Source organism: Bacteroides sp. Ga6A2 (genome assembly GCF_000702225.1).
Classification (GTDB): Bacteria; Bacteroidota; Bacteroidia; order Bacteroidales; family Bacteroidaceae; genus Ga6A1.
On the sequence record NZ_JNKX01000014.1, the window covers coordinates 42512 to 62232 of the forward strand.

Here is a 19721-nt window from a genome sequence, read left to right on the forward strand (position 1 = left end):
AATTATTAGTCGTTATTTAAGGCTGATGTGCCGATTCGTTATCTTAAATCGACAACATCAACTTTTGGATATTTGCGTTTGTTGAAGTTGAAAAGCGTGTCACTGAAATTCTGCTTTGCCGAGTACGAACTGATTTTGATGTTCGTAGTGCCCTTGTTTGTCTGCATTGAAACGAAAAGAGGGTTGTTTGTCTTGGCATCGAGATAGATGTTTATGGTTTTCAGCGATGCTTTCTTGTCTTGCGCAGTCAAAACAACCTCGTTTATTTTTCGGCTGCTGTAAACCTTTTTCTTGCCCATAGTGCAAGTGTATCCATTCTTGTACAGATTCAGAAAGGCGTAAGGGTTGATGTGCTGAAGTTCGTCGGCATCGGGATTGCTCACGTTCACCTCCTCGTTTGCCTTTACGTAGCTCCACTGTGTTTTTCCGTTGAACCACACTTCCATCTGCGGAGTTGAGAGGTAGAACTTGCTGTTCTTCAGTTTTAGTGTTCCGCTGAGGCTGCCCGACGGCGCGCTGATTGAGAATCCTATTTTAACGCCTCCTGCGCTTGTAAAAGCGTATGATGCTTTGTCTAAGAGCTTTACAGCCTGATTGTTGCTTTGCTGCGCGAACAGTGTGGCAACGGCAAAAAGTAGTAAAAATAATGTAGATGCTATTTTTTTCATGATTTTAAAAGTTATTTTTTCTTGTTAAATATTTAGGTTCGAAAGTCGCATTTCGAGGTCGGTCTGGTCAACGCACAGAACCTCACGCGGTTTTGCTCCGCGAGTAGGACCAACGATTCCGGCTTTTTCCAACTGGTCCATGATTCTTCCGGCACGGTTGTATCCGATAGAGAACTTTCTCTGAATCAGTGAGGTAGAGCCTTGCTGCATATCTACTATGAGTTGAGCAGCCTCTTTGAACATTGGGTCGATGTCGCCGTCAATCTGTCCCGTTCCGCCACCTTCGCCGCCTTCCTCCGCAGGAACTTCAGGAAGCATCCATGCCGTTGTGTAGCCTTGCTGCTTCTCGATGTAGTTGCAGATGTTCTCGACCTCTGGAGTATCAACAAAGGCACACTGGACGCGCACAGGCTCTTCGCCTTGCAGATAAAGCATGTCGCCTCGTCCGATAAGTTGTTGTGCTCCTGAGCGGTCGAGGATTGTGCGTGAGTCCATCATCGCTGCCACGCGGAATGCCACGCGTGCAGGGAAGTTCGCCTTTATCGTACCCGTGATGATGTTCGTTGTAGGTCGCTGGGTTGCGATAATCATGTGAATGCCGACGGCTCGGGCAAGCTGCGCGATACGGCAGATAGGAAGCTCGATTTCCTTTCCGGCGGTCATGATAAGGTCGCCGAACTCATCGATTATGACTACGATGTACGGCATAAATCTGTGTCCGTTGTCCGGGTTGAGTTTGCGGCTCTTGAACAACTCGTTGTATTCCTTTATGTTACGCACTCTGGCTTTTTTCAGAAGGTCGTAGCGCATATCCATCTCGTAGCAGAGGCTCTTGAGTGTCTGCACAACCTTTGTAACGTCGGTGATGATGGCATCTTCGCCGTCGGGAAGTTTGGCGAGGAAGTGTCGCTCGATAGGCGAGTAGACGCTGAATTCAACTTTTTTCGGGTCTACCATCACGAGTTTCAGTTCAGCCGGATGCTTCTTGTACAGAAGTGAAGTGATTATTGCATTCAATCCAACAGACTTACCCATACCTGTTGCTCCGGCAACGAGCATGTGTGGTGCTTTGGCAAGGTCGACCATGAACACTTCGTTCGTAATCGTCTTTCCGAAGGCGATAGGCAGAGCCATCTTCGATTCTTGGAAAGTTCGGGTGTTCATGATGCTCTCCATCGAAACAATCTTTTTGTCCTTGTTCGGGACCTCGATACCGATTGTTCCCTTTCCCGGAATTGGCGCGATGATACGTATTCCGAGGGCGGCAAGGCTCAGGGCGATATCATTTTCGAGGCTTGCAACCTTGCTTATTCTCACGCCTCGCTGAAGCGTGATTTCGTAGAGCGTGATTGTTGGACCAACGGTTGCCTGAATGCTTGTTATCTCAACGCCGAAGTCGTTCAGAACCTCGGTGATGCGTTTCTTGTTGGCTTCCTGCTCCTGCTGGTCGATGGTTACGGCATTGTCGCCCATCTTGTTAAGCAGGCTTAACGTTGGAAATTTGTAGAATTCGAGGTCGAGCCTTGGGTCGTAAGGCGCGAGCGGCTTGCTTGGGTCGATGGCATCGTCGGATGTACCGGCGGTAACATCAAAAACAGGCTCTTTATCGGTGATTTCTGCCTCCGTGTTGGCATCGTCTTCTTCGTTCTGACTGTTGATGACGTTCTGTTCATCCTCCACGTTCGGGTCATCGTCAGGCTCGTTGTCAGACGGTGTAACGGCAGGCTTTCTTATTGGCTCGGTTGGTTCTGGCATTTGCTTAGGTTCAGCCTCTTCTTCAGCCTCAATTTCTTCTGGCAAAGAAGATTCGTCTTCAAGTTCTTCCTCTTCCTCGTCATTTTCTTCTTCTTCGTCCATATTGCGGAACCGCTCATCATCTTCAGGCGTCTGCTGACCGATTATAACCTTATCCTTCTTCTTTCTGTAAGTCGAAAGCGAAGTGAGTTTCTTTAGCAAGATAATTGTCTCGTCGCTGAGGCAGATGGCATAGCAGATTGCGCTGATAAACAGAAAGATGATTACTCCGGCTGTGCCAATCTGACCGTTCATCCACTTGAACATATTTATTCCGTGCTGTCCGCCAAATCGGATGAAGAAAGGACAATCGAGAAATTCAAAGTCAATCATGCCGAACAGAAGTGAGTTCCACAGCATTATGAGCGACAGGTACACGAACCATTTCCACAAACGGATGCGGAACGATTTGGTGAGTTTCAGTCCAGCCATAATCATGAAAACCGGGATTACGAAAGCCGGAAATCCGAAACATTTATTTATGAGGTAATAACTGATTTTAGCACCTCTTATACCCATCATGTTCTTAATGTTCTCAACGGCAGGTGAGCCGTCTGAAACCTCGCTGTAGTCTTCTGAGCCCGTAGAGAGAAACGACAGGAAAGCCAAGATGATGAAAATGGCTATGCCTATAAGAATTATGCCGGCAATCGGGCATATCTTCTCGCTGTCGAGCATCTTACGCGCTTCTTCGGTTGCTTTTGTTTGGAATGTATCTTTGTTGTTTGACTTGTTTGCCATACTGGTTTATCAAAATTTTGTGCAAATGTAGTTGAAAAATTGGTAAAAAACATCTATGTAAGGAAGTTTTTATATAATTTTGTAACTTAAAACGAATATATGGAAGGAAAAGATTCTATAATAATGAACCGCGATGTAGTGGAGTTCGTTACCGTTTCTGTTGAATTCTGCGCTTTTCTTGAGAAGTTCGAAAAAATCACGCGCAGGGAAATGGCTGGCTACATGCTCAAGGTTTTACCACTTATATACATTAAAGCAACGCTTTTGCCCAAGATTGATGCTATTGGTATGGGAGAGGTCGAATCGTTCGTAAAGGAAGACGATTACGAGGCGGTGCGCAGTTATGTGTCGGTGAATTTTGCCGACCTTGATACTTATCTCGATGTATTCGTCGAGGATTTCAAGTATAGCGAAACACCGGTGATGAAGACAATTTCCGAGGATATTGCCGACATCTATCAGGATGTGCGCGACTTTGTGTCAAACTATCGTTCGGGAGTCGAGGACATCGTTGTCGATGCGCTTGCCCAAGTAAAGGAAAATTTCGAGATGTTCTGGGGGCAGAAACTGGTGAACACAATGCGTGCCATTCACGAGGTTTATTACAACGAGAGCGAAGAATGAAACAACTATATAATAAGGTTGACAAGAAGAGCATAGCCGAGATGGAACGCGTGCTCTTCGACGGAAAGATTGTGGTAGTGCAGAGTCAGCGCGAGGCTGAATCGGCTGTGAAATATTTGTTGGAGCAGGACATTCTGGGCTTCGACACCGAGACTCGTCCAAGTTTCAGAAAGGGTGTTGAATATAAGGTGTCGCTCGTTCAGTGCGCCTCTCGCGATATGTGCTTCCTCTTCAGATTGAATCTCATCGGAATGCCCGATTGCTTGATAAAACTTCTCGAAGACCTCACCGTTCCGAAGGTCGGTCTGTCGCTGAAGGACGATTTCAGCCAACTTCACAAGCGTGCAGGATTCACCCCCGGAGATTTCTATGAACTTCAGCAGTATGTAAAGACATTCGGCATCGAAGACCAGAGCCTTCAGAAACTCTATGCCAACGTGTTCGGACGAAAGATTTCGAAGGGGCAGCGGCTAACCAACTGGGAAGCGCCGATACTCACCGAGGCTCAGAAGAAATATGCGGCAACCGATGCGTGGGCGTGCATCATGCTCTACGAGGAACTCGAACGCCTGCGGGCATCAAACGATTACGAAATTATAAAAATGGTTGAACCAGAGGAGGTTCCGGCCGAAAATAATTGATATATGGCATATAACACACTATATTTAAAAAAAGGTAAGGATGAATCGTTGAAGCGTTTTCATCCTTGGGTTTTTTCTGGCGCTTTGCAGCAGATTCCTTCGGGTTTGGAAGAAGGCTCAATTGTGAGGGTTCTTGACAACGATGGAAAGTTCATCGCTGTAGGTCATTGGCAGATTGGCAGCATCGCCGTCCGCGTGCTTTCTTTCGACGATGAGGAGATTAACTTCGACTTCTGGAAGCGTCGCCTGAAGGTTGCCGACGATGTGCGCCGAAGCATCGGTGTGGCTGGCAGAGCCGACAACACTACATACCGAATGGTTCACGGCGAGGGCGACAATCTTCCGGGATTGGTTATCGACCGCTACGGAAGCACCGTCGTTATGCAGGCTCATTCCGTAGGAATGCATGTGTGCCGAGAGGAGATAGCCAAGGCTATCGTGGATGTGATGAACGGCGAGGTTGAGAATGTTTACTATAAGAGTGAGACGACGCTTCCGTTCAAGGCCGACTTGAATCAGGAAAACGGCTTCTTGATTGGCGGAAGCAAGGATAACGTGGCTCTTGAGAATGGCCTGAAGTTCCATGTCGATTGGTTGAAAGGTCAGAAGACTGGTTTCTTCGTTGACCAGCGCGACAACCGAAGCCTTCTGGAGCATTATGCCAAGGGACGCAGCGTTCTTAATATGTTCTGCTATACTGGCGGATTCTCGTTCTATGCAATGCGTGGCGGAGCGAAGTTGGTTCACTCTGTAGACAGTTCGGCAAAGGCGATTGACCTTACGAATGCCAACGTAGAACTTAACTTTCCGGGCGATGAACGTCACAAGGCCTATGCCGAAGATGCCTTCAAGTATCTCGAAGCAATGGGCGACCAGTATGATTTGATAATTCTCGACCCTCCTGCGTTTGCAAAGCACAAAGATGCACTCCGCAATGCGCTGAGAGGATATACAAAACTCAATGCCAAGGCTTTCGAGAAGATTAAGCCGGGTGGAATCTTGTTTACCTTCAGTTGCTCTCAGGCGGTGAATAAAGACCAGTTCCGCATGGCGGTGTTTACGGCTGCGGCACAGAGCGGCAGAAGCGTGAGAATACTCCATCAACTACATCAGCCAGCCGACCATCCGATAAACATCTACCATCCCGAAGGCGAGTATCTGAAAGGCTTGGTATTGTATGTGGAATAAAAAAATAGGATAGTGTATCTCTCTACACTATCCTAATTTTTTTTGTTGCCTTTTACTGTAGTAAAGTAAGCAAAAAAAAGAAGGTTGTCCTCCCGACAACCAATCTTTAATAACCTTTAATCTAATACCATGAAAAACACGGTGCAAAGATATTGATAAATTATGTTATTCAACATAAAACTACTAAAAATCTTTACCTATTTAACATTTTTTAACATTTGTAAAAATTTTATCTTTAATAAACACCATAATTTTGCAGTTATATTAAAATATGTTTGTATTTTAGCACTTTAAAAGTTCGAAAAACTAATGGTAGAGTTGGAATTGGTTGGATTTGCGGAACTGAAGAAAATATCTTCGTTTTACACAATGTGTCTGCACGAGAAGGGCGGGACACGCAAACTTCTTGTGCCTATTGGAGATGTTGAATACGCGTTCTTGCAGAGGCTCGATTTGAAGAACAGGCGTGTGCGCCCCTTTATGCCCGATGTGGTTAATAATCTGCTGACCAAACTTAATTACAAAATCGACATGGTTATAATAAAAAGTGTGAGCCACGGAATATTCAGTTCGGATATAGTGGTTTCGCCGAAAGATGGCGGCGAAAGCATCACTCTCGACTGCCGCCTGACCGATGCCGTGTCGATGGCTATCGTTACCGAGGCTCCGATTTTTGTGAAGAAAGAAGTTCTTGATGCCGAGTATGCAAGCAAGGCGAGGGGAGACAGAGAGATGCTCTCGTTAAACAGTCTGCCAACAAGTATTCTGAAAGAGGCGATGGACATGGCGGTGAAGTCTGAAAACTATGAGCTTGCCGCACAACTCCGAAATGAAATAAACATGAGAAAATAAATGAAAGAGGTCAGATTCTTTTATGTGCCAGATGCAAAGTCTGGCATCTTGCCAAGTGATGAGGCTTCGCATTGTGCAAGGGTTCTTCGCCTGAAAGAGGGCGACGAATTGATGCTTGCCGATGGAAATGGCGTATTCTACAAGGCGCAACTCACGGCTGTGAGCAACCACAAGTGCCTTTATTCGATAATTGAAGAAGATGTTCAGAAAAAGGCTTGGGAAGGAAATATCCACATTGCGGTGGCCCCGACCAAGAATATGGACCGAATTGAGTGGTTTGCCGAGAAAGCGACCGAAATAGGTATCGACAGACTTTCGTTTTTGAACTGTCGCTTTTCTGAACGCACGGTTATAAAGAATGAGCGAGTGGAGAAAATCCTTGTGTCTGCGCTGAAACAGAGCCACAAGGCATTCATGCCGCAACTCGACGAGATGATGCCTTTCAAGAAGTTTGTCGAGGAGGCAGATGCCGAAGACAAGTTCATTTGCCATTGCTACGACGAGGGCGATTTGGCTGACGATTGTCGCGAATCTCAGGCTGAAGGAGTACGGGTTGTAGACGGAAAGCCGTTGCTTCACGACCTTCTTTGCCGTGGCAAAAAAACGCTTGTGATGGTCGGCCCAGAAGGCGATTTCAGTATCGACGAGGTTGAGTTCGCCCTTCGTCACGGATTCCGTTCAGTTAGCCTTGGCAAAAGCAGGCTTCGCACCGAGACGGCGGCTCTCACTGCCGTTCACATGATGTGGCTTGTGAATCAGAACTGCGATTAAACGTATAATCAAAATAATCTAATCAGATGAAACGAATTTTTGTTGCTTTAGTCTGCACTCTGCTGCTGGTAGCGTGCAGTCAAGACGATTACACAAACGTCATTCCTGCCAACTCTAAGGCGGTTGTGTATTTCGATTTAAAGAGTATTGCCGTAAAGTCGGGCATTGGCGAGCTCAATTATCAGAATGAATTGCTCGACAAACTTAACAGCAAGGATAGTAATAACGACAAGGAACTGTCAAAATATATCGAAGATCCGACCGAAATAGGACTCGATTTCGGCAAAAGAATCTATGGATTCTACACGGCTAACGATTACTTCTGCATCACAGCCAAGATGAACGACGAGTCGGATTTCGAGGAATTTCTTGAATTTGTAAAGAAACAGGGCTTGGCTTCGGCCGTTACCGAGAAGAACGGTGTAAAGTTTGCTGAGCTTTATGGCTCGGTTCAAGTTGCCTTCAACGACAACACATGCCTTTTCTCGATGGGTACAGGCAACGTTGTGAAGAACACGCTCACTCAGCTTCTGTCGCAGAGTAAGGAAGAAAGTTTTGCGGCTTCTACGCGATTCGAGAAACTTGTGGCTACAAACAAGGATATTGCGTTGCTCACTTCGCTCGACATCGTTCCGAAGGAATATGCCGGATATTTCCGCGTTGGTTTGCCCGAAACGGTCGATAATGATAAAATATGTTTCCTCAGCACCTTGAATTTTGACAATGGCGAGATTGTTTTCAAAGGACAGGCTTTCTCTGACGTCGCTCAGGTTCAGAAGATGCTCGACGAGAAGTCTGGCGCATTCGGCAAACTTGAAGGAACATTCTTATCAAAAGTTCCATACGATGGCAAATGTTCGGCGTTGGCGGTTGTAAATTGCGCGTCGGGCGAAAAGTTGCTCGACTTCTGCCGAAAAATCCCGGCATTGCGCACTATGCTCATTGGCATGAACATGAATTTCGAGGCCGATGCTATGCTGAAATCTGCCAAGGGCGATATTCAGTTTACTGCCGTGAATGCCGATAATTTCTTGATTCAGGCTAATGTTTCGGATGTCGCTTTTGCCGGTGGCAAGGAAAACTATCAGATTGAAGCTGGCGAGAAATCTGCTTTTGTAAATGTCAAAGACAAGGTCCTGAAGATATCGAACGGTGAGGCTACCTTGAATTCTGCATCAAAGATTGCCGCTCCGAAATTGCTCGATGCTAAATCTGGCAGTTTCAAGGGTGTCGACCTAAAGAAAAAATCGTTCTTTGCAGCCTTTATGGTGGGCGAATTGATGACGCAGAATCTGGTTCAGAAAGAACTGTCGTCTGTCGGAATGTATGCCAACTACGCTCGCGGTGTTTTCAACAATGTAGACGCTGTTGTTCTGGCATCCGAGGGCAATAATGATATTGAATTTCATGTAATGATGAAGGATTCGAAAATAAACTTTTTAAAGCAAATTTGGAAATAGGAGATGGAAAGTATTGAACTGAAGAACACCCTTCCGCAAGTGTTTGCCAGCCGAGACTCGATAGAGAGCGACGTGTGGCACAAGGAAATTGCGCTTCAGAAAGGAAAGTTGTATCTGCTTGAGGCAAATTCCGGAACAGGAAAATCGTCTTTTTGCAGTTACATCTTTGGTTACAGAAAAGATTATCAGGGTATTATCTGTTTCGACGGAAAGAATATCAACAATCTTACCACATCGCAGTGGGTAGATGTCAGAAAAAATCATATCTCAATGCTGTGGCAGGAACTTAGGCTCTTTCCAGAACTCACAGCGTTCGATAATGTGTTGATAAAGAATAACCTGACAGGTTTTCAGAAGAAAAAGCAGATTGACGAATGGTTCGAGATGCTCGGCATTGCCGACAAGAAGGACGCAAAAATCGGTCGCATGAGTTTTGGACAGCAGCAGCGCGTGGCTATGATTAGGGCTCTCTGTCAGCCATTCGACTTCATTTTTGCCGACGAACCAATAAGTCATCTCGACGACCGTAACAGCGAGATTATGGCTTCAATCATGATGACCGAGGCAAAGCGTCAGGGTGCAGGCGTTATCGTAACAAGTATTGGAAAGCACATGGTGCTCGATTATGAAAGGGTTTTGAAATTATGAGATTAGTTTGGAAGTTATTAAGACAGCATATCAGCGTGCCTCAGTTTGTGGGCTTCTTGTTCGCCAATCTGTTTGGAATGGTAATTGTGCTCGTCGGATTTCAGTTTTATTCCGATGTTGTGCCGTTGTTTCAGCAGGGCGACAGTTTTATGCGCGAAGATTATCTTATTGTAAGCAAGAAAATTAGCACCTTTGGCAGTGTGATGGGAAAGACCAATACGTTCTCTGCCAGCGATATAGACGAGATTAAGGAACAGCCGTTCACAAGTCAGATTGGCGCGTTCACTCCTTCGGCATTCAAGGTGAGTGCATCGATGGGGCTCGAAGGGGCGGAGGGTTTCACTACCGAGATGTTCTTCGAGAGCGTACCAGACCATTTCGTGGATGTCAGTCTCGATGACTGGACTTTCAGCGAGGGAGATAAGGAGATTCCTATTATTATCCCTCGCAACTATCTGAATATGTATAATTTCGGCTTCGCTCAGAGCCGTTCGCTTCCGAAGGTTAGCGAGGGACTTATGGGAATGATTCATTTCGATATATCTATCCGCGGAAACGGAAAGTCGGATATGTATAAAGGTCGAATAATCGGATTCAGTAGCCGACTTAATACGATTCTTGTGCCAGAGAAGTTCATGAAGTGGGCTAATTCGTACTATTCTGCCGATGCTGGTGTTGACAACGAGCCTTCGCGTATGATTCTCGAAGTCAAGAATCCTGCGGACGAGAACATCGCCAAATTCTTCCAGAGCAAGGATTATGAGACCGAGGACAACAAACTCGATGCAGGAAAGACAACGTGGTTTTTGCGTATGATGGTTGGCATCGTGATGATTATCGGTTTGCTCATCAGCGCACTCAGTTTCTATATTCTGATGCTCAGTATCTATCTTTTGGTTGAAAAAAACGCAAGCAAGTTAGAAAATCTTCTGCTCATTGGCTACAGTCCTGTCAAGGTTGCGTTGCCGTATCAGACCCTTACAATATTGTTGAATGTGGCGGTTCTTGTTGTTGCCGTCATTGTTGTGGCGTTAGTCCGCAGTTATTACATGGATGTGGTAACGATGCTTTATCCGCAGATTGAGACAGGAACGCTTTTCCCTGCAATCGGTCTTGGAATTTTGCTATTCGTTGTGGTTAGTTTGTTGAATATAGTCGTTGTAAAGGGTAAAGTGATGCAAATTTGGCAGAGAAAAGATTGAAACCTTGTTCAGTTTGAATGTAGTTTTGTTCTAATTGTACAGATGATGTTTTTTTGTCTCGAAATATTTCTTTGTAACGAAAAAACACTTTATCTTTGCATATACAAAAAAAGAATCTCGAAAAAATTCTATTCATAAATTCTAAATTCGTAAGAAGCGGTGTGTGTGAACATACCGCTTTTTTGATACCCATTCTCTGTTTAAAAATAAAGTCCAAAGAATTAGTTTTACAATTCTTTGGACTTTCCTATATTATTTCGTTTTGTTGTAGAGCCTTATAGCATCGCTCATTATGTCGGCATGGTCGAAAGCCAGTTTGGGCAAAGCCGACAGTTCGAACCATTCGGCCTTGGCAGCATCGTCAAGACCTCTGACTTGGGCTGGCTTGTCTATTACGGCGAGGTAGGCAACCGAGATTGTGCGTCCGCGTGGGTCGCGGTTAACTTTCGAGTATGCACCAATCTGTTTCACCTCTTTTATATGTAGTCCTGTTTCTTCTTTCAGTTCGCGAATGGCGCATTGTTCGGTCGTCTCGTCCATATCCATAAATCCGCCCGGAAATGCCCAGCAACCTTTGTAAGGCTCTCCGCCACGCTGAATCAGTAGTACTTTCGGGCTGTCTTCTTTTGTAATAACCACGCAGTCGGCAGTAACCGCAGGTCGTGGATATTCGTATGTATAACTCATAATGTTTAAATTTAAAATGTGTGTTGCAAAAGTATTAAAAATATTGTTCTGATTGTACTTTTTCTTTTTGTTATTGTTGATGTCTTGTGCGTTTTGTTATTTTTGCTGCGATATTGTACAAACTTAAAAGTGCGGTTGAACTTTTGTTATATCTAAAATCGAAAGTAATATGATTCAGAATAAAAAGGTCTTCGGACTTGCTCTTTTGTGCATGATGGCTTCTTTCTCTTTCGGAAGTTCAGTATGTCTGCAAAATTCAACTGTTGAGGCTGAAGATTTTTCTTCAGACACAAAAGACGAGTGTGGTGCGGTTTACAGTCGCGACGGAAAATGTCTTCTGAAAGTTCCTCAAGACCTTGTAGAATATAAGGTGAAAGAAGGAACGGAGGTGATTGGCGATGCTGCTTTTAGCGGTTGTAAAATTGAGAAGATATTTTTTCCGCCAAGTCTGAAAAATATACGTCCGTACGCATTTTCCGAAGTCTTTTCTCTGAAGAACCTCGTCCTTCCCGAAGGCATGGAGAAGATAGACAGTCTTGCTTTCGCCGATTTCTTTTCGTTGGAAAGCATCACTATTCCAAATTCCGTGAGGGCGATAGGTGAGTGTGCTTTCAAAAATTGCGAACGACTTAAATCTATAAGACTTCCGAAGGGAATAAAGTGGATAGAGAGGCGCACGTTTGATTGTTGTTACGAGTTGAAATATGTATATATTCCAGAAAATCTGGATTTTATAGCCGAAGATTGTTTTGGCAATTGTTACAACCTCGAAAGAATAGAAGTTGCGCCTTCAAATCGGAAATTTTGTAGCGTAGACGGTGTTCTTTATTCAAAGGATAAAAAGACGCTTATTGTGTTCCCGGGAACCAATGGCGGCGAGAAAACAGCAGCTATTGCTGAAGGAACAGAGGCGATAGGAGCGCATGCTTTCGATACCTTTTATTCGTGTTTCGATTTTGAACCATCGAGAACGTTCTTTATTCCCAAAAGTCTGAAAGATGTCCGCAACATTGATTTTTCTTTGTTGGTTTCAGTCGAAGTTGATGATGCAAATCCTGTATTTTGTAGTGCCGATGGACTTCTGCTTTCTAAAGATAGAAAATCTCTGGTTGCGTGTCCGGCAGGAAAGGTTGCAGAAGGAAAACTCGTTGTTCCCGATGGCATCGAAACGATAAGAAGCAATGCTTTTGGTGGCTTGTATTTTGATGTTCTTGAACTCCCAAGTAGCATCTCACAAATCGAAGGAAATGTTTTTATAGAGGTTGAAACGCCAGACGGCAATGAACTAATAAAATCCATTCTCGTTCCAAAGGGTACTATTGCAAAATTTCAGAAGATGATACCAACGAAATTCCATTCGTTGATGAAAGAAAAATGACATTGATTAGCAGTATTTGTGTTTTTATTGTCAATATCTGTAAAAAAAACTTTAATTATATTTCTTTGATTTTCAGTAAATAACGAATTTCTGTTTTAAACAGATGTTTGATTTTCTTTTTATTTTCTTGGCTAAATACAATATTATTTGTACTTTTGTGAGCCGTTTAGAAGTATCTCTTCGCAAGAGGTGGTGTTCTTAGGGTCGGAAAACCTTATCTAATAATTGAATTCTGATACGATTTGTGAGGACTCTTTGCATTAGAACACATTCTGAACGTGTGGTTAATTTTAAGTCTTTACATGTCGCTTCCTTATAAGTACATACGAGACAAAAAGTCTATTGAGCAATTAAATGGAATTCACATTCAAAAATGTGGAGACCCCAGAAATTTGTCTTGAATTTGATGTGCAAAATCTCCATTTTTGCTTTTTTAGAAAATACGATAATATAAAATCATATCGATGTAGTTCTCCTTCTAAATAAGGATGTGACCATAGACGTAGTAAGGGGATAGCAAGCAGAAAGTAAGAATTTGGAGTACGAAAAAAGCAGAGTCTGGGAAAATATAATTCTCTTTCTTATTATTATAAAGAAAGATCTATATCTTGACGTTCTATTGGTTGAGTGCTTTATATATAATTTAAGGTCACAAATATATGAAGACATTTAAGGATATGGAAAAACAATAGATAAAAGTTCTAAGATTATGGCCGAAACGAAACCTAATGTTGTTAATAACCAACGCATAGCGAAGAACACCTTTCTTCTGTATATGCGCACGATGCTTACAATGGTTATATCATTGTATACAAGTCGTGTGATTCTTCAAATTCTTGGAGTAGAAGATTATGGTATTTATAATGTTGTAGGAGGTTTTGTTACATTGATGAGTTTTGTTAGTGGAGCTATGAGTACAAGTACCTCTCGCTATATTACGTTTGCTCTGGGTAAGTGTGATGATAAGTACATCAAGGATGTTTTCTCGACAGCTTTATTAGCCCATCTGCTAATTGTTGGCGTTATTGTGTTCTTTGGAGAGACTGTCGGTTTGTGGTTTGTTCTAAATAAACTTGTTATTCCTGAAGGGAGGATGACGGCCGCAATAGTCGCTTATCAGGTTGGGTTGCTGTCAATGGTTGTCTATATGTGGAGTATCCCGTACAACGCTTGTATCATAGCCCACGAACAAATGTCTGCTTTTGCCTATATCTCTATTTATGAGGCTGTTTCCAAGTTATTGATTGTTTTTCTATTTGTTTATATTCCTATTGATAGGTTAATATCCTATTCAATCCTTCTTTTTACAATCCAATTATCTGTTCGTTTTATTTATTCATGGTATTGTCGTAAGCATTTTGAGGAGAGTAAATTCACATTTTTGTGGGACAAGAGATTACTCAAAGAAATGATATCATTTGCCGGATGGAATCTTTGGGGAAGTGCTTCATACGCTTTATTTACTCAAGGTGTTAATATTCTATTAAATATGTTTTTTTGCCCTGTAGTTAATGCAGCAAGAGGTATAGCTGTACAGGTCCAATCAGCAGTCTCTATTTTTGCTTCAAATTTTCAGACAGCTATTAATCCTCAGATAACCAAAACATACGCGAACTCGGAAATAGATGCAATGCATTCACTCATTTTTCGCAGTTCCAAGTTTTCGTTTTTTTTATTGTTCTGCTTGTCTTTGCCAATAATAATTGAGAGTGAATTTATCCTTTCTTTATGGTTGAAAACTGTGCCAAATTATACGGCTATTTTTCTACAACTAATGTTGTGCATTTGTATTATAGATGCTATGTCAAATCCTCTAATGACTGCGGCTGCGGCAACAGGCAAGGTTAAGTTATATCAATCAGTCATAGGGACGATAGTCGTAATGATTTTTCCTATTTCTTATGTGGCGCTTAAACTAGGTGGTAATCCTGAGTCCGTGTTTTATGTGCATATTGCTGTTGCAATAATTGCTACGGTTGTAAGGTTATTCCTTATCCGCCATATGATTAAATTGTCAATCTCATCCTTTATTCGAAAGTGCATAATACCGTGTATTATGGTTGCATCCGTATCATTTGTTTCTATGAGGCTTTTGAAGAATGCTTTACCATATACTGTTGCAACTTCTTGCGCTATGATAGGCATATCTATCATTGTTGTATGTGTAACATTCTTCTTTATGGGGATGACAACAGGTGAACGACACTTCATATATGGGAGGATAAAAACAGTTGTTTCTAGAATCAAGAAATAATCAATATTATTGGCTCCAGCGGTGTTTATGATAATCCATACTTAGGTGTATCTGAAACTAATACAATTTGTAGTTACCGCATTTTTATTATTCTTGCTCCCCACTATATACATTTACATTTTCAAGCGAATGAATAATAACCAATCTATGATTTCTTCAGGTGGGGAAAATGTGATGGTGCATAAGTTTATAAATTGGTAAAGAATATTCAACATAACAATGGCAAATTTCTATGTCAAGTTAAGATATAAATTGGGAGATATTATTCTCAGTTCATTCTATTACATTAAGCACAAATCTACAAAACGTAAGTATGTCGTTTTAGGCAATAAACAAATTGGTTTGGGTAATCGGTTGTTTGCGTTGGCTAACACCTACACTTGGTTTGGGAAAGATAATATCACACTTTACTGGATGCTAGATCATTGGATGGTTGATTCTTTCAATAATCTATTTATAATGTCGGATGCGCCTGGTTTCAAATGCGTCTCAAAGAATAAGATGGTCGAGAGTTTATCAATATCCATCATTGCCAAAGACAACTACTGAGTTTTGGCAATTATGGGTACCAGAAATTTTGACAGAAAAACTTCCTTTTGACGGAAGAGGCTACAAAACACTATACTGTCTTTACAATAACACCCCTGGATGGGCAAAAGAAGTATATCAAGTCTTTTTTAGACAATTGCAGCCATCTGCCAATGTCCAGAAAAGAATTGATGAATGTCATCTTCAATTGAATTATGTTGCGGTTCAAATTCGTGCTTCAAAGTCAAAAGGAGATACTATGGGAGTTGTTTCCTTAGAGCGTTATTTTAATGTAATGGACTCTTATGACCCTTCTCAACATTTTTACATTTCATGTTTTAATAGGGATATCAGTGATGCGTTTTCAACTCGTTACGGAGATAGAGTACACGAACTCCCCAATAAGCAATATCATTCTATGGTAGATGCTGTCGCAGACATGTGGTTCATAGGACGAGCTAAGGAGCTTATATGTCAGAATAGGAGTTCGTTCGCAGAAGTAAGTTGGTGGTGGGGAGGAGGGCGAGCAAAGGTTATTCGTCTCGAAGTTGAATATATACAAAACAAATAAGTTCTATGATTCAACTCGATCATAAACAGCAATGCTGTGGTTGTGGCGCATGTGTCCAGCGTTGTCCTAAGCAATGCATTTCTATGCAAGAAGATATTGAAGGATTTTTATATCCTTCTGTTGATGACTCTGCTTGTATTGATTGTGGCATGTGCGAGAAAGTTTGTCCAGTTATTCATCGGGATGACAAACGTGTTCCTATTAATTGCTATGCTGCAACTAATCCAGATGAAACCATTCGTAAAGAAAGTTCAAGTGGTGGTATTTTTACAATGTTGGCAGAAAAGGTTTTAGATCAGGGTGGGGTGGTATTTGGCGCAGCTTGGAACGAAAAATGGCAGGTGGTTCATAAGTATACGGATAATAAGGGCGGCCTCTCCGCTTTTCGGGGGTCAAAATATGTTCAGAGTATAATAGGTAATTCATATAAACAAGCGGAAGAATTTCTAAAAGATGGACGTTTTGTACTTTTCACCGGTACACCTTGTCAGATTGCTGGGCTAAAAAAATTCCTCGGCAAAGATTATGAGAATCTACTTGCTGTTGATTTTATTTGTCATGGTGTTCCATCTCCCAAAGTGTTCCGCTGGTATTTACAAGAAGAGATTGATCAATTCGCGGCACAGAAAAGGTACGACAAGCCTAATAAATGTAGTTCTGTTCCCCATATACCCAAGGAGGATATTATCCTGCCAGATGGGGTACAAATTAGAAAGATCTCTTTCAGAGACAAGAGAAAAGGTTGGAAAACTTTCAGCCTTGCCCTCAGTGTATTTGAAGAAATTGATTGTAGAAATAACAGATTAGAAACGATTTCAAGCACGCTACATGAGAACTCTTTCTTAAAAGGTTTTCTCAACGATTATTATCTTCGTCCAATCTGCGAAAAATGCCCGGCCAAGCAATTTAAGAGCGGGGCGGATTTAACAATCGCTGACTATTGGGGATATCAAGGTAATATAATTGAAGATGATGATACGGGAATTTCTGCGGTTCTATTATTAACAGTAAAGGGAGAACAGGCATTTGAAAGTATCGGTTGCTTAAGTTGTGAAGTTCCTTATAATGATATTCTTCGTATCAATGCTGCGGCAGAGCAATCTGTATCTGCTCCTTACCGTGCATATTTCTTTAAACAAAAGAACATGTCTTTTAATCAAGTGATTACAAAACTTACTTCTCGAAGATTCGTGGACAAGCTTGTTAGAAAGTTTTGGTTGATAACACATCGAGAATGAATTATTTAACACAAAGAGTAGAATTATGAAAATAGGCGTTCTTACACATTCTGCGTCAGATGATAATTATGGCCAATTGCTTCAGTGCTATGCACTCCAGCAATATTTAAAGGGCCTTGGACATCAGCCGTTTCTTATCCAATATGAGGTAGAAGACGCACCACAGAAAGATATCCTATCCCCTGTTAAAGATATTGTTCGTGGCATTTTATGTCTTTTTTCTAAAAAATACTGCGATGCATATAATAGTGTAAAAGCAATGCAAAGGCAGAGAGAAATTAATGCAAAGCGTAACAAGAAACGTGAATTCGTACAGTTTAAGGCGGAAAATATAGAACAGACAAAGTACTATGCTACGTTGAGCGAACTGCAAGAAACTCCCCCAGAAGCAGATGTATATATTGTTGGTAGTGATCAGGTCTGGAGCCCTGATGTCAACAGTAAATCAGCTTTGGCATGGTATCTGCAGTTTGGCGATAAAAAGACAAAACGCATTTCTTATGCCGCTAGTTTTGGTCGTAAACTTGAAAAGCACGAATATGAACTTTTTAGGAATTTGACAACAGGGTTTACTGCTATCAGCGTTCGTGAAAACAAAGCGCAGACATATAGCAAAAATGCAGGAGTTGAAAATGTTCAGGTAGTATTGGATCCTACTTGTCTTGTAGGAGCGGAGGTTTACATGCCCTTTATTCAAAAGGATAAAAAAGTGAAGCCCTACCTTTTTTTGTACTATGTGAATGTTATTGATAAAAATGATCTATCATGGAATCAGATAGAGGAGTTTATAAATGCAAATGAACTTGAACTGAAATCTGTGAGTGCTTCAGGTTATTATCCAAGTTTTGACATAATTTCAGGATATGAAAATTTGCTATTAACTATCCCGGAATGGCTTGATTGTGTTTATCATGCTGACTATGTTGTAACTACATCTTTTCATGGTGTTGTTTTTGCTATTTTGATGCATCGTCCCTTTGTGTCTATACCAATCAAAGGTATGTATAGCGGAGGTAATGATAGGTTAGTGTCATTTCTTGAAAATCTTGGATTGGCCGATCGTATTTTGACGGATAATCGCCTTATCAATGATATTTTGATGTTATCTATAGATTGGATCTCTGTGGAAGAACGCCTTAATGAACAGAGGAAAAATAGTGAAGATTTCCTAATCAAAGCGTTGAATTCATAAGCCTTGATTCTATTATTGAGTTGAATATTTGTTTCATGGAGTAACATTGGCCCTTTATGCAACAAACCAAAGTAATAGTTATTGGTGGAAACCACCACAATACTCTAGGACTTATCCGCAGCATTGGAGAGAAAGGGCTTCCTGTGTATCTTTTTTTGGAGCACCAGGAGAGTTTCGCTGCATGTAACCTGCGATTCAGTAAATATATCACGAAGATGTATCATTTGCAGGATGAGGACGAGATAATAACACTTCTTAAACGTGATTTTTGGAATGAGGATTACAAGCCAACAATTCTGTGTGGCAGTGATGTTTCGGTTTCTTTGCTTGATGACCATTACGATGAGTTAAAGGACAAGTTCCATTTCTTTAACGCAGGTAGCCAAGGAAGAATTAATTATTTCATGAATAAGTCTAATATGATTCCTTTGGCAGAGAAATGCGGATTAAAGACGATAAAAACTTGGCATTTGAGTGGTTATGATTCTATTCCAAAGGATATCATCTATCCATGTTTTTCAAAGCCTCAGAATAGTTCATTGGATGGGAAAAATGGGACCGGTATTATCCATACGGAGGAGGAACTGCGCGAGAGATTAAATACAGGAGAAGATGTTTTAGTGCAAGAGTACATTGATAAAGATTATGAAATAGATATCAATGGCTTATCATATAATCATGGGAAAGATGTTTTAATTAATGCTATATGCAGAAAAATAAGAGATTACTATGACAGGCAGTCTCAGTATGATGTATTAGAAAGCAAGTCTCTTTATTCTCGTGTTAATTATGATGCAATTAAGCAATTTATCCAATCTATCGGTTATGAGGGTTTGTTTAGTGTCGAATTTATAAATAAAAAAGGATTGTATTATTTCCTAGAAATAAATATGCGGAATGACGGGGCAAATTACCTTTATACGTCTGCAGGATATAATTACCCTTTCCTTTGGTATCTTTATGGGGCTGACGGGAAATTAGCCGAGTCTCAAATTAATTTGTCACAACTGAAAAAGTCTCTATACATAATGCAGTGGTCAGACTTTTCGGATGTCATACATCGTCGAATTTCTTTCTTTGAATGGCTGAGAGATTTGTCGCGTACACGTGCTTTTTTCGTATTGAACTTTAAAGATCCCAAGCCCTTTATGTTTGTCATTTGGCAGAACATAAAACTTGTTTTACATAAACTTCATATTTTATAACTCAGGTGATTTATGCAGCAGAGCGGTTGTTTTACAATAGATGTTTCTATCCAGAATGGTATGCCATTTCTTACTAAAG

Annotated in this window: 17 protein-coding genes; 14 read left to right on the plus strand and 3 right to left on the minus strand. The window is 41.6% G+C overall.

Annotated features, from left to right (window positions below; genetic code table 11):
* Window positions 1-38: 38 nt before the first annotated feature.
* Both T538_RS0104320 and T538_RS0104325 read right to left on the minus strand, forming a co-directional pair.
* Window positions 39-668, minus strand: coding sequence for an outer membrane lipoprotein periplasmic chaperone LolA1 (locus tag T538_RS0104320; RefSeq protein ID WP_031532356.1), 630 nt, complete (start codon window positions 666-668; stop codon window positions 39-41).
* A 24-nt stretch (window positions 669-692) separates the two neighbouring features.
* Window positions 693-3203, minus strand: a complete 2511-nt coding sequence (locus T538_RS0104325; protein ID WP_031532357.1) for an FtsK/SpoIIIE family DNA translocase — start codon at window positions 3201-3203, stop codon at window positions 693-695.
* Window positions 3204-3302: 99 nt separating this feature from the next.
* Between T538_RS0104325 and T538_RS0104330 the strand changes: the two genes are divergently transcribed.
* From T538_RS0104330 to T538_RS0104365, 8 genes are all read left to right on the plus strand, one after another.
* A complete protein-coding gene (locus tag T538_RS0104330) occupies window positions 3303-3827 on the plus strand; it encodes a DUF5063 domain-containing protein (RefSeq protein ID WP_031532358.1) in 525 nt (174 codons plus the stop codon).
* The gene (locus T538_RS0104335) at window positions 3824-4468 is read left to right on the plus strand and encodes a 3'-5' exonuclease (protein WP_031532359.1); all 645 of its coding nucleotides are present in this window, start codon (window positions 3824-3826) and stop codon (window positions 4466-4468) included. Before T538_RS0104330 ends, T538_RS0104335 begins: the two co-directional genes overlap by 4 nt.
* Window positions 4469-4471: 3 nt before the next feature.
* The gene (locus T538_RS0104340) at window positions 4472-5656 is read left to right on the plus strand and encodes a class I SAM-dependent rRNA methyltransferase (RefSeq protein WP_031532360.1); all 1185 of its coding nucleotides are present in this window, start codon (window positions 4472-4474) and stop codon (window positions 5654-5656) included.
* A 309-nt stretch (window positions 5657-5965) separates the two neighbouring features.
* On the plus strand, window positions 5966-6508 hold the full coding sequence (locus T538_RS0104345) for a bifunctional nuclease family protein (RefSeq protein ID WP_031532361.1): 543 nt from the start codon (window positions 5966-5968) through the stop codon (window positions 6506-6508).
* The gene (locus tag T538_RS0104350) at window positions 6509-7279 is read left to right on the plus strand and encodes a 16S rRNA (uracil(1498)-N(3))-methyltransferase (RefSeq protein ID WP_031532362.1); all 771 of its coding nucleotides are present in this window, start codon (window positions 6509-6511) and stop codon (window positions 7277-7279) included. It abuts the gene before it with no gap.
* A 26-nt stretch (window positions 7280-7305) separates the two neighbouring features.
* Entirely contained in the window at window positions 7306-8739 is a 1434-nt protein-coding gene (locus tag T538_RS0104355) for a DUF4836 family protein (RefSeq protein WP_031532363.1), read from the plus strand.
* Between the two features lie 3 nt (window positions 8740-8742).
* Window positions 8743-9387 (plus strand): ATP-binding cassette domain-containing protein, encoded by a 645-nt coding sequence (locus tag T538_RS0104360; protein WP_031532364.1) that lies wholly within the window; start codon window positions 8743-8745, stop codon window positions 9385-9387.
* The gene (locus T538_RS0104365; protein ID WP_031532365.1) at window positions 9384-10589 is read left to right on the plus strand and encodes a hypothetical protein; all 1206 of its coding nucleotides are present in this window, start codon (window positions 9384-9386) and stop codon (window positions 10587-10589) included. Before T538_RS0104360 ends, T538_RS0104365 begins: the two co-directional genes overlap by 4 nt.
* 252 nt (window positions 10590-10841) lie before the next feature.
* Here the strand turns inward: T538_RS0104365 and T538_RS0104370 are convergent, their stop codons facing one another.
* Window positions 10842-11276, minus strand: a complete 435-nt coding sequence (locus T538_RS0104370; protein WP_031532366.1) for an NUDIX domain-containing protein — start codon at window positions 11274-11276, stop codon at window positions 10842-10844.
* A 169-nt stretch (window positions 11277-11445) separates the two neighbouring features.
* Here T538_RS0104370 and T538_RS0104375 point away from each other — a divergent pair, with 169 nt between their 5' ends.
* From T538_RS0104375 to T538_RS0104405, 6 genes are all read left to right on the plus strand, one after another.
* The gene (locus T538_RS0104375) at window positions 11446-12654 is read left to right on the plus strand and encodes a leucine-rich repeat domain-containing protein (RefSeq protein WP_031532367.1); all 1209 of its coding nucleotides are present in this window, start codon (window positions 11446-11448) and stop codon (window positions 12652-12654) included.
* Window positions 12655-13363: 709 nt separating this feature from the next.
* Window positions 13364-14908 carry an MATE family efflux transporter gene (locus T538_RS0104380; RefSeq protein WP_031532368.1) on the plus strand — a complete coding sequence of 515 codons (1545 nt, stop codon included), beginning with the start codon at window positions 13364-13366 and terminating at the stop codon, window positions 14906-14908.
* Window positions 14909-15437: 529 nt separating this feature from the next.
* Window positions 15438-16007 carry a hypothetical protein gene (locus T538_RS0104390; RefSeq protein WP_031532370.1) on the plus strand — a complete coding sequence of 190 codons (570 nt, stop codon included), beginning with the start codon at window positions 15438-15440 and terminating at the stop codon, window positions 16005-16007.
* 5 nt (window positions 16008-16012) lie between these two features.
* Complete coding sequence (locus T538_RS0104395) at window positions 16013-17245, plus strand: Coenzyme F420 hydrogenase/dehydrogenase, beta subunit C-terminal domain (RefSeq protein WP_031532371.1); 1233 nt, start codon at window positions 16013-16015, stop codon at window positions 17243-17245.
* Between the two features lie 25 nt (window positions 17246-17270).
* Window positions 17271-18437, plus strand: coding sequence for a polysaccharide pyruvyl transferase family protein (locus tag T538_RS0104400; protein ID WP_031532372.1), 1167 nt, complete (start codon window positions 17271-17273; stop codon window positions 18435-18437).
* Window positions 18438-18493: 56 nt separating this feature from the next.
* The gene (locus tag T538_RS0104405) at window positions 18494-19642 is read left to right on the plus strand and encodes an ATP-grasp domain-containing protein (RefSeq protein ID WP_031532373.1); all 1149 of its coding nucleotides are present in this window, start codon (window positions 18494-18496) and stop codon (window positions 19640-19642) included.
* Window positions 19643-19721: the final 79 nt, after the last annotated feature.

Bases quoted from the DNA above. Each gene is read 5' to 3' on its own strand.
- T538_RS0104395 (WP_031532371.1), top strand. From the start codon at position 16,013: ATGATTCAACTCGATCATAAACAGCAATGCTGTGGTTGTGGCGCATGT.
- T538_RS0104330 (WP_031532358.1), top strand. From the start codon at position 3,303: ATGGAAGGAAAAGATTCTATAATAATGAACCGCGATGTAGTGGAGTTC.
- T538_RS0104400 (WP_031532372.1), top strand. From the start codon at position 17,271: ATGAAAATAGGCGTTCTTACACATTCTGCGTCAGATGATAATTATGGC.
- T538_RS0104350 (WP_031532362.1), top strand. From the start codon at position 6,509: ATGAAAGAGGTCAGATTCTTTTATGTGCCAGATGCAAAGTCTGGCATC.
- T538_RS0104380 (WP_031532368.1), top strand. From the start codon at position 13,364: ATGGCCGAAACGAAACCTAATGTTGTTAATAACCAACGCATAGCGAAG.
- T538_RS0104325 (WP_031532357.1), bottom strand. From the start codon at position 3,203: ATGGCAAACAAGTCAAACAACAAAGATACATTCCAAACAAAAGCAACC.
- T538_RS0104355 (WP_031532363.1), top strand. From the start codon at position 7,306: ATGAAACGAATTTTTGTTGCTTTAGTCTGCACTCTGCTGCTGGTAGCG.
- T538_RS0104405 (WP_031532373.1), top strand. From the start codon at position 18,494: ATGCAACAAACCAAAGTAATAGTTATTGGTGGAAACCACCACAATACT.
- T538_RS0104320 (WP_031532356.1), bottom strand. From the start codon at position 668: ATGAAAAAAATAGCATCTACATTATTTTTACTACTTTTTGCCGTTGCC.
- T538_RS0104370 (WP_031532366.1), bottom strand. From the start codon at position 11,276: ATGAGTTATACATACGAATATCCACGACCTGCGGTTACTGCCGACTGC.
- T538_RS0104375 (WP_031532367.1), top strand. From the start codon at position 11,446: ATGATTCAGAATAAAAAGGTCTTCGGACTTGCTCTTTTGTGCATGATG.
- T538_RS0104365 (WP_031532365.1), top strand. From the start codon at position 9,384: ATGAGATTAGTTTGGAAGTTATTAAGACAGCATATCAGCGTGCCTCAG.
- T538_RS0104345 (WP_031532361.1), top strand. From the start codon at position 5,966: ATGGTAGAGTTGGAATTGGTTGGATTTGCGGAACTGAAGAAAATATCT.
- T538_RS0104360 (WP_031532364.1), top strand. From the start codon at position 8,743: ATGGAAAGTATTGAACTGAAGAACACCCTTCCGCAAGTGTTTGCCAGC.
- T538_RS0104340 (WP_031532360.1), top strand. From the start codon at position 4,472: ATGGCATATAACACACTATATTTAAAAAAAGGTAAGGATGAATCGTTG.
- T538_RS0104335 (WP_031532359.1), top strand. From the start codon at position 3,824: ATGAAACAACTATATAATAAGGTTGACAAGAAGAGCATAGCCGAGATG.